The following is a 7,472-nucleotide window of genomic DNA, read 5'->3' on the forward strand; positions in this document are numbered from 1 at the left end:
ACCCACCCCGGGCGCCAACCCCACCCTGCGTCGAACGTGAAGCCTCGGCGAGTTTCGGCTCAGTTTTTCGCAGACGCTTCACGCTCGGCGGTCAATGCGCAGGGCGCGGGTGCCGAGCCGTCCGCGACGCTCTACCAGGCCGAATATCTACTGGTAACCGCGACCAAGCGGGGACAGTAGCGGGGCAGCAGCGCGTCGATCCAGCCGCCGGGTGCCTGCGGCTGGATTAAATTGTCAGCAATGGACAAGCCCGCGAAGGAGATGCTCGTCGAGCGTGCGTCGTCGGCACTGGCCGACGTCGATACCGCCGGCTGGACGCTGCGCTTCGACTTGCTGTCCGATCCCAACCGGCTGGAGATCCTGCTGTGCCTGCATCGGGCACCCGGAATCTGCGTCGGTGACCTGGCCGCCGCGCTCGGGCGGTCTGAAAACGCCGTCTCGCAAGCGCTTCGAGTGCTTCGCCAGCAGGGCTGGGTGACCTCGACCCGGGTCGGCCGAGAGGTCAGCTACCGGCTGGAGGACGAGATCGTCCACGAACTGCTGCACAGGATCGGCGCCCGGCACGGCTGAACAACCGCACTTGCGCTCGACCAGCGCATTTCACGATCTTTAAACGGGTTCATCCAGCCCCGTCGCCCATCGTCGGTGCGTCAGGGCTCGTCGCCTTCCGGTCGATGAGCCGGCGCTACAACGGGAGGCACTGTCGAGGTCCGTCGCTTGCTGAAGACGGCGGCACCGAAACCTGAATATGTGTTCAGCTAGACAGATGTGAGGCGGCGTCCTAGGCTTCCGAACGTGGATGTCTCCTACGTCGCCATGCATATGAGCGATGGCATCGTCAACGCGCCGACCTCGGTTTCTTTCGCCGTCCTGGCCCTCGCCGCAGTGGGGCTGTGCGCCTGGCGGGCCCGCGCCGAACTCGACGAACGGGCGGTACCGCTGGCGGGTCTGGTGGCGGCGTTCATCTTCGCCGTGCAGATGGTGAACTTCCCGATCCTGCCCGGCGTCAGCGGCCATCTCCTCGGCGGTGCGCTGGCGGCGATCCTGGTCGGTCCGTTCACCGGCGCGCTGTGCATCGCGATCGTGCTCGTCGTGCAATCGCTTCTGTTCGCCGACGGCGGCGTCACGGCGCTGGGCACCAACATCACCAACATGGCGCTCATCGGCGTCGCGGCGGGCTACGGCACCGCCGTGCTGCTGTACTCGGTGGCGCGCCGCGGCAGCGAACAGGTGCGCACCCGGGTGCTCGGCGGTATCGCTTTCGCCGCCGCGGTTGTCGGAACTGTCTGCGCGGCAATGGGATTCGTGATCGAATACGCCATCGGCGGGGCGTCGTCGACGTCGTTGGGCATGGTGGCGGGCTACATGTTCGGCACCCATCTGCTCATCGGAATCGGTGAAGGCGTCATCACCGCGGTCACCGTGATGGCCGTCGCACAGGCGCGTCCTGACCTCGTCTACCTGTTGCGCCGGTCGCGGGTGGAGGTGCCGGCATGACACGCCGTCGCGGGATGTTCTGGGCCATTTTCGCCGTGGTGACGCTGGTGGTGGCCGGCGGCGTCTCCTATTTCGCCAGCTCCAGCCCCGACGGCCTGGATTCGGCGACCCTGCAGGGCTGCCAGGTGATCGAGAACGGCGGAGAAGAGGTGCTGACCGGCGACTGCATCGCCCAGCACGCCTCCGACCATCCGCTGTCCGCCTCACCGCTGGCCGACTACACAGTCGCGGGACACGAGTGGAGCGGCGGCCTGGCCGGCGTCATCGGAGTGGCGGTGACCCTCGCGGTGGCCGGTGCGGCGTTCTGGGCGATCTCCCGGTCCAAATCCCGCGCGGCCGGGCGCGAATAGCCGTGGGCGCCGGGCACGCACACCCGCTGTATCGGGACGGGCACTCGGTGGTGCACCGCGCACCGGCCGAGGTGAAGGTCGTCTGCCTGGTGGTGTTCGTCCTCGCGGTGGTGGCGACGCCGCGAGAGGTGTTCTGGCCGTTCGCTGTCTACGCGTTAATCGTTGTCGCGGTCTGGTTTCTGGCCCACATCCCTCTGCGGTGGATCCTGCCGCGCATGCTCATCGAGGCGCCGTTCCTCGTGCTGGCCGCACTGCTGCCGTTCGCCGAAGGTGGTGAACGCATCCACGTCGCCGGGCTCAGCCTTTCGGTCAGCGGCCTGTATGCGGCGTGGGGAATCGTCATCAAGGGCACGCTCGGCGTGGCCGCGTCCCTGACCGTCGCGGCCACCACCACCGCGCGCGAGCTTCCGATCGCGCTGAGTCGCCTCGGTGTCCCCGCGATGATCACCTCGGTGCTCATCCTGATGCTGCGCTACATCGACGTGCTGGCCGCCGAGGCGGGACGCATGCGAATGGCGCGGCTGTCGCGTGGCGATTCGCCGCGCGCGCTTCATCAGGTCGGGGCGATCGCCAGATCCGTTGGCACGCTTTTCCTGCGGTCCTACGAGCGCGGTGAACGCGTCTACGTGGCGATGCTGTCTCGCGGATTCGACGGACGCGCACCCGAGTTGTCCGGCGTCGCGGGAGCGCCGAAAGCCACCGCCGCGCAGTGGTCGCTGGCGCTGGTACCCGCGGCGTGTGCGGTCGTGGTCGCCGCTTCAGCGTGGGTGATCCGATGACCGCGGTGCGCGTGGAAGGCCTTCGGCACGTCTACCCCGACGGGCACGTCGCCCTCGACGGCGTCGACCTGACCATTGAGCCGGGGGAGCGGATCGCGGTGCTCGGGCCCAACGGCGCGGGCAAGACCACCCTGATGCTGCACCTCAACGGCGTGCTGTCGGCCACCGCGGGGTCGGTGCAGATCAGTGGTATCCCCGTGAGCCGCAAGACTCTTCGCGAAATCCGGCGTCGCGTCGGTCTGGTTTTCCAGGACCCCGACGACCAGTTGTTCATGCCGACCGTCGCGCAGGACGTCGCGTTCGGCCCGGCGAACTTCGGGGTGAGCGGCGACGAGCTGGCAAGCCGGGTGCGTGACGCGCTGGAGGCGGTGTCGCTGACCGATCAGGCCGATCGCAGCCCGGCCCATCTGTCGGCGGGCCAGCGACGCCGTGCCGCGCTGGCCACGGTCCTGGCCTGCCGGCCCGAGGTGCTGGTGCTCGATGAACCGTCAGCCAACCTCGATCCCGTCGCGCGGCGCGAACTCGCCGAAACGCTGGGCGGTTTGACCGCCACCATGTTGATCGTCACCCACGACCTGCCGTACGCCGCGCAGCTGTGCGACCGGGCCGTGGTGATGTCGGGCGGCACCGTGGTGGCCGACGGTCCGATCAACGCCGTCCTCAACGACGCCGAACTGCTCGAGGCGAATCGACTCGAACTCCCATGGGGTTTCGCCGTCCCCGCCGCCGAATGACTCAGTGCCTGCGGGCAGGCGGCCACGGCGGCTCGCCGCACAGCGCCAACAGCGCGTTCTCGATGACCTCGGGCAGCGCCGGGTGGATCCAGTACTGGCCGCGGGCCATGTCCTGGCCGGCCAGGCCGAAGCTCATCGCCTGAATGATGGGCTGGATCAACGAGGACGCCTGGTAGCCCATGATGTGGGCGCCGAGGATCTTGCCGGTGTCGGCCTCGACGATGATCTTGGCGATGCCGCTGGTGTCCTCCATCGCCCAGCCGTAGGCCACGTCGGCGTAGTCCTGGACCTTGGAGCGCACGTCGTAACCCTGCGCGCGGGCCTGGTTTTCGGTCAGCCCGACCATCGCGATCTGAGGATCGGTGAACACCGCCGATGGCACATAGCGGTGATCCGACTGCTTCAGCGAGTCGGTGTCGTCCCAGTCGAGCAACAGGTTCTCGCGGACCACGCGGGCCTCGTGGTTGGCCACGTGCTTGAGTTGGTACTCCGAGCTGACGTCGCCCAGGGCGTAGACGTTGCGGGCGGTGGTGCGCTGGTATTCGTCGACGATGACCCGGCCGTCGCGAACCTCGATGCCAGCGGCCTCGGCGTCGAGCAGATCACCGTTGGGCACCCTGCCCGTCGCCACCAGAACGGTATCGCAGTCCAGCGTCGCGCCGTTGTCCAACTTCAGGTGGATGCCGTCGTCGTCCTCGGTCGCCCCGATGACGTTGCAGTGGCTGTGGATCTCCCACTTCCTGGACGCGATGTCGGTGAACCGCTCGCAGATCGTGTCGTCGGTGTGGCGCAACAGCGTGCTCGAGCGGATGACGAGGGTGACCTGCGAGCCCAGCGCCGAAAAGGTGTGCGCGAATTCCGCGGCGACGAACCCACCGCCGACGATGACGAGATGCTTTGGCACATCAGGGATTCGCATGACGGTGTTGCTGGTGTGGTACGTGACACCGCATTCCCTGATCGCGTCGGGCACCGTCGCGCGCGCGCCCGCGGCGATCACCACCTGATCGGCGGTGAACTCCTCACCGCCGTCGGTGCGCAGCGTGTAGCGGCCGTCGGGTTGGGTCGGTCCGAAGCGGGTGTGCGTGTCATACACCGAGACGTTCGGCGAAGAGCGGCGGTAGTTCTCGCCGCCCACCGCGATCGGGTCGATGCGGCCGAACACCCGCGAGACGATGTCGTTCCAGCGGATGCCGTCGAGTGTGGCGTCCATACCGAATCGCGCTGTGTCGCGGACGTGCTCGGCTTTCTCGGCGGTGTAGACGAACATCTTCGTCGGGATGCAGCCGACATTCAGGCACGTCCCGCCGAACGTGCCTTGTTCGCAGATCGCGACGCGCTTGTCGGTGAAACGCTCGTCCAGAATGGAATTGCCGGATCCGGTGCCGATGATCGCGATGTCGAAATGTTCCAACGGTGTCATCCTCGCTCGCATTGTTCGGTGGCGCAACGGGATCGCGACCACTCGACATACCAGTCCAACCAACGGCCCAGTTCGTCGAACGCGGCCCGACGCGGCTCGGCCAACGACAAGAACACGTCGTGCTTGGCGTCGACGATCGGCACGATCGTGGTGCGATTGCCGATGCAGCCTGCCCACCGCGCGATCTGTTTGACGTCGAGCACGGCGTCACCGCGCTGGATGGCGTCGGGGTTGGGCACTTCCCGCACGCTGTGATCGGAGCGCAGGATCAGGTTGGGCACGCCGACGTCGAGACCGCGGTGCAGGCGTGCGTGCCCGCGCCGGATCGCGTTGATCCAGCCGACCGTGACGGGAAATCCGCCCACCGGTTTCCACCTCAGGTCGTAGTCGAACTCGCCGTCATAGTCGCGGTGCAGCGTGGTGCCGTAGCCCCCTTCGGTGGGCGGGCGAACGATGTGCTTCTTGCGGACCGGCGCGATTGCACGCAGCGCGGCGGTGCCGACGGTGCGCAGGACGGCCGGCCCCTGCAGGTCCAGCCACGGGCTGTTCAGCACCAGACCGGTGATGTTCTTGGCGGCGGTGGCGCCGCGGCGCCGCAGCCGGTCCAGCCACAGCGAGACGATCAGCCCGCCGGCCGAATGGCCATACACCAGCACCTTCGCCCCGCCGGTGGCCGCGGCGATGATGTCGGTGGCGTGTTCGAGTTCGGCGTCGTAGCGGGCCAGGTCGGTGGTGAAGTGCGGGGTTTGGCCCTCCCGCCACGAGCGGCCGCACTTGTGCAGGTCGAGGGCGTAGAACGCGAAGCCGCGCGCGAGGAAGAAGTCGGCGACCTGGGTGTGGAAGAAGTAGTCGGTGTAGCCGTGCACCGCGAGCACGGCGTGTTCGGCGGCGTCGTCGCGCTCGCCCGCATGAACGAGGGTGGCTACCAGCTCGCCCTCGCCGTCCGGATCGACGCCAAGCGCAAGGGTCTGCTGGCGGTAGCCGGGTAGCACGTCGGGCTCCCAGACAGTCACGTCAGCCACCTTAACTGCGCGGCAGGTGCCCGGTCTGACGCCTCGGCGCGCGGGCTAACCTGGGACCGTGTCAGCCAGGGCCGGTGCTTCATCCATGAGCGATCGATGAGCGTTGCGCTGCGCCGCGCCTGGGCCAAGGACCTCGACACCGCCACGCTCTACAAGCTGCTGAAATTGCGGGTCGAGGTGTTCGTCGTCGAGCAGGCGACCCCGTATCCGGAGCTCGACGGGCGCGACCTGCTGGCCGAAACCCGGCATTTCTGGCTCGAGACGCCCGACGGCGAGGTGATCTGCACGCTGCGACTGATGGAGGAGCACGCAGGCGGCGAGAAGGGGTTCCGGATCGGCCGGGTCTGCACCAAGCGCTCCGACCGAGGTCAGGGCCATGCGAACCGGCTGCTGCAGGCCGCGCTGGCCGAGGTGGGAGACTACGCCTGCCGCATCAACGCCCAGACCTATCTGGAGGACATGTACTCCCAACTCGGCTTCGTCCGCGACGGCGAAGAATTCCTTGACGACGGTGTCCCGCACGTCCCGATGCTGCGTGGTCGCAGCGAAACCGAGCCATCGTGACGCCCACCTATCCGTTCAGCGCGATCGTCGGGCACGACCGATTGCGGCTGGCGCTGCTGCTGTGCGCGGTGCGTCCGGAGATCGGCGGGGTGCTGATCCGCGGCGAGAAGGGCACCGCCAAGTCGACGGCTGTGCGGGGCCTCGCCCAGGTGCTCTCGGCGGTCGATTCGGCCGCGGCGCTGGTCGAGCTGCCCATCGGCGCCACAGAGGACCGTGTCGTCGGCTCGCTCGATCTGCAGCGGGTGCTCAGCGACGGCGAGCACGCGTTCAAGCCGGGCTTGCTGGCCCGCGCGCACGGGGGCGTGCTTTATGTCGACGAGGTCAACCTTTTGCACGACCACCTGGTCGATGTGCTGCTCGACGCGGCCGCGATGGGCCGTGTGCACATCGAACGCGACGGCGTCTCGCACAGCCACGAGGCGCGGTTCGTGTTGATCGGCACGATGAATCCGGAAGAAGGCGAGCTGCGGCCGCAACTGCTCGACCGGTTCGGCCTGACGGTCGACGTGCAGGCGTCGCGCGATGTCGATGTGCGCGTCGACGTGATCCGGCAGCGGATGGCGTTCGAGGCCGACCCTGAAGGGTTCGCGGCCGCCTACGCCGAACAGGACGCGGAGTTGGCCCGCCGCATAGCGTCTGCTCGCGCGGCCGTTGGCGCAGTGGAGCTGCCCGACAACGAATTGCGGCGAATCGCGGCGCTGTGCGCGGCATTTGACGTCGACGGCATGCGTGCCGACCTGGTGGTGGCGCGCACCGCGGTCGCCCACGCCGCATGGCGGGGCGTGTCGACTGTCGGTGAGGAGGACATTCGGGTGGCGGCCGAACTGGCGCTGCCGCATCGACGCAGGCGCGACCCGTTCGACGACCCCGGGCTGGATCCGCAGCAGCTTGACGACGCGATGGCGCAGGCCGACGGTGATGGCCGCGACGGCGAGCCGGAGCCGGAGCCAGATCCGCCGAACGGCGGGGGAGCGTCGAACACGTCGTCGGAAACCTCGACGGTGCAAGGGAATTCGTCGTCACAGACGCGCTCCAGCGGTACTCCGTCGGGCGTCTTCAAGACCCGGAACCTCGTCGTGCCGGGGGTCGGGGATGGGGCGCCG

Annotated in this window: 9 protein-coding genes; 7 read left to right on the plus strand and 2 right to left on the minus strand. The window is 68.1% G+C overall.

Going from position 1 to position 7,472, the window contains the following annotated elements; genetic code table 11:
* Nucleotides 1-240 precede the first annotated feature (240 nt).
* The 5 genes from CQY20_RS32595 to CQY20_RS32615 all read left to right on the plus strand — a co-directional run bounded on the left by CQY20_RS32595 (nucleotide 241) and on the right by CQY20_RS32615 (nucleotide 3,360).
* A complete protein-coding gene (locus CQY20_RS32595; RefSeq protein ID WP_097945285.1) occupies nucleotides 241-570 on the plus strand; it encodes an ArsR/SmtB family transcription factor in 330 nt (109 codons plus the stop codon).
* 246 nt (nucleotides 571-816) lie between these two features.
* Entirely contained in the window at nucleotides 817-1,497 is a 681-nt protein-coding gene (locus tag CQY20_RS32600; protein WP_097945295.1) for an energy-coupling factor ABC transporter permease, read from the plus strand.
* Entirely contained in the window at nucleotides 1,494-1,847 is a 354-nt protein-coding gene (locus CQY20_RS32605; protein WP_097945287.1) for a PDGLE domain-containing protein, read from the plus strand. Before CQY20_RS32600 ends, CQY20_RS32605 begins: the two co-directional genes overlap by 4 nt.
* Before the next feature lie 2 nt (nucleotides 1,848-1,849).
* Nucleotides 1,850-2,626, plus strand: a complete 777-nt coding sequence (gene cbiQ / locus CQY20_RS32610) for a cobalt ECF transporter T component CbiQ (protein ID WP_097945289.1) — start codon at nucleotides 1,850-1,852, stop codon at nucleotides 2,624-2,626.
* Nucleotides 2,623-3,360, plus strand: a complete 738-nt coding sequence (locus CQY20_RS32615) for an energy-coupling factor ABC transporter ATP-binding protein (protein WP_097945291.1) — start codon at nucleotides 2,623-2,625, stop codon at nucleotides 3,358-3,360. Before cbiQ ends, CQY20_RS32615 begins: the two co-directional genes overlap by 4 nt.
* Before the next feature lies 1 nt (nucleotide 3,361).
* On the opposite strand, the gene mtr is transcribed toward CQY20_RS32615, so the two are convergent.
* Together mtr and CQY20_RS32625 are read right to left on the minus strand one after the other, a co-directional pair.
* Nucleotides 3,362-4,774 carry a mycothione reductase gene (gene mtr / locus CQY20_RS32620; protein ID WP_097945297.1) on the minus strand — a complete coding sequence of 471 codons (1,413 nt, stop codon included), beginning with the start codon at nucleotides 4,772-4,774 and terminating at the stop codon, nucleotides 3,362-3,364.
* A 5-nt stretch (nucleotides 4,775-4,779) separates the two neighbouring features.
* Nucleotides 4,780-5,796 (minus strand): alpha/beta hydrolase, encoded by a 1,017-nt coding sequence (locus CQY20_RS32625; protein WP_097945299.1) that lies wholly within the window; start codon nucleotides 5,794-5,796, stop codon nucleotides 4,780-4,782.
* Between the two features lie 105 nt (nucleotides 5,797-5,901).
* Here CQY20_RS32625 and CQY20_RS32630 point away from each other — a divergent pair, with 105 nt between their 5' ends.
* Together CQY20_RS32630 and CQY20_RS32635 are read left to right on the plus strand one after the other, a co-directional pair.
* Nucleotides 5,902-6,369, plus strand: coding sequence for a GNAT family N-acetyltransferase (locus CQY20_RS32630; protein ID WP_097945293.1), 468 nt, complete (start codon nucleotides 5,902-5,904; stop codon nucleotides 6,367-6,369).
* Nucleotides 6,366-7,472: magnesium chelatase ATPase subunit I (locus tag CQY20_RS32635; protein WP_234816523.1), on the plus strand; the 1,107-nt coding region annotated here is incomplete at its 3' end. The genes CQY20_RS32630 and CQY20_RS32635, both read left to right, overlap by 4 nt.

Source organism: Mycolicibacterium agri (genome assembly GCF_002553505.1).
Classification (GTDB): domain Bacteria; phylum Actinomycetota; class Actinomycetes; order Mycobacteriales; family Mycobacteriaceae; genus Mycobacterium; species Mycobacterium agri.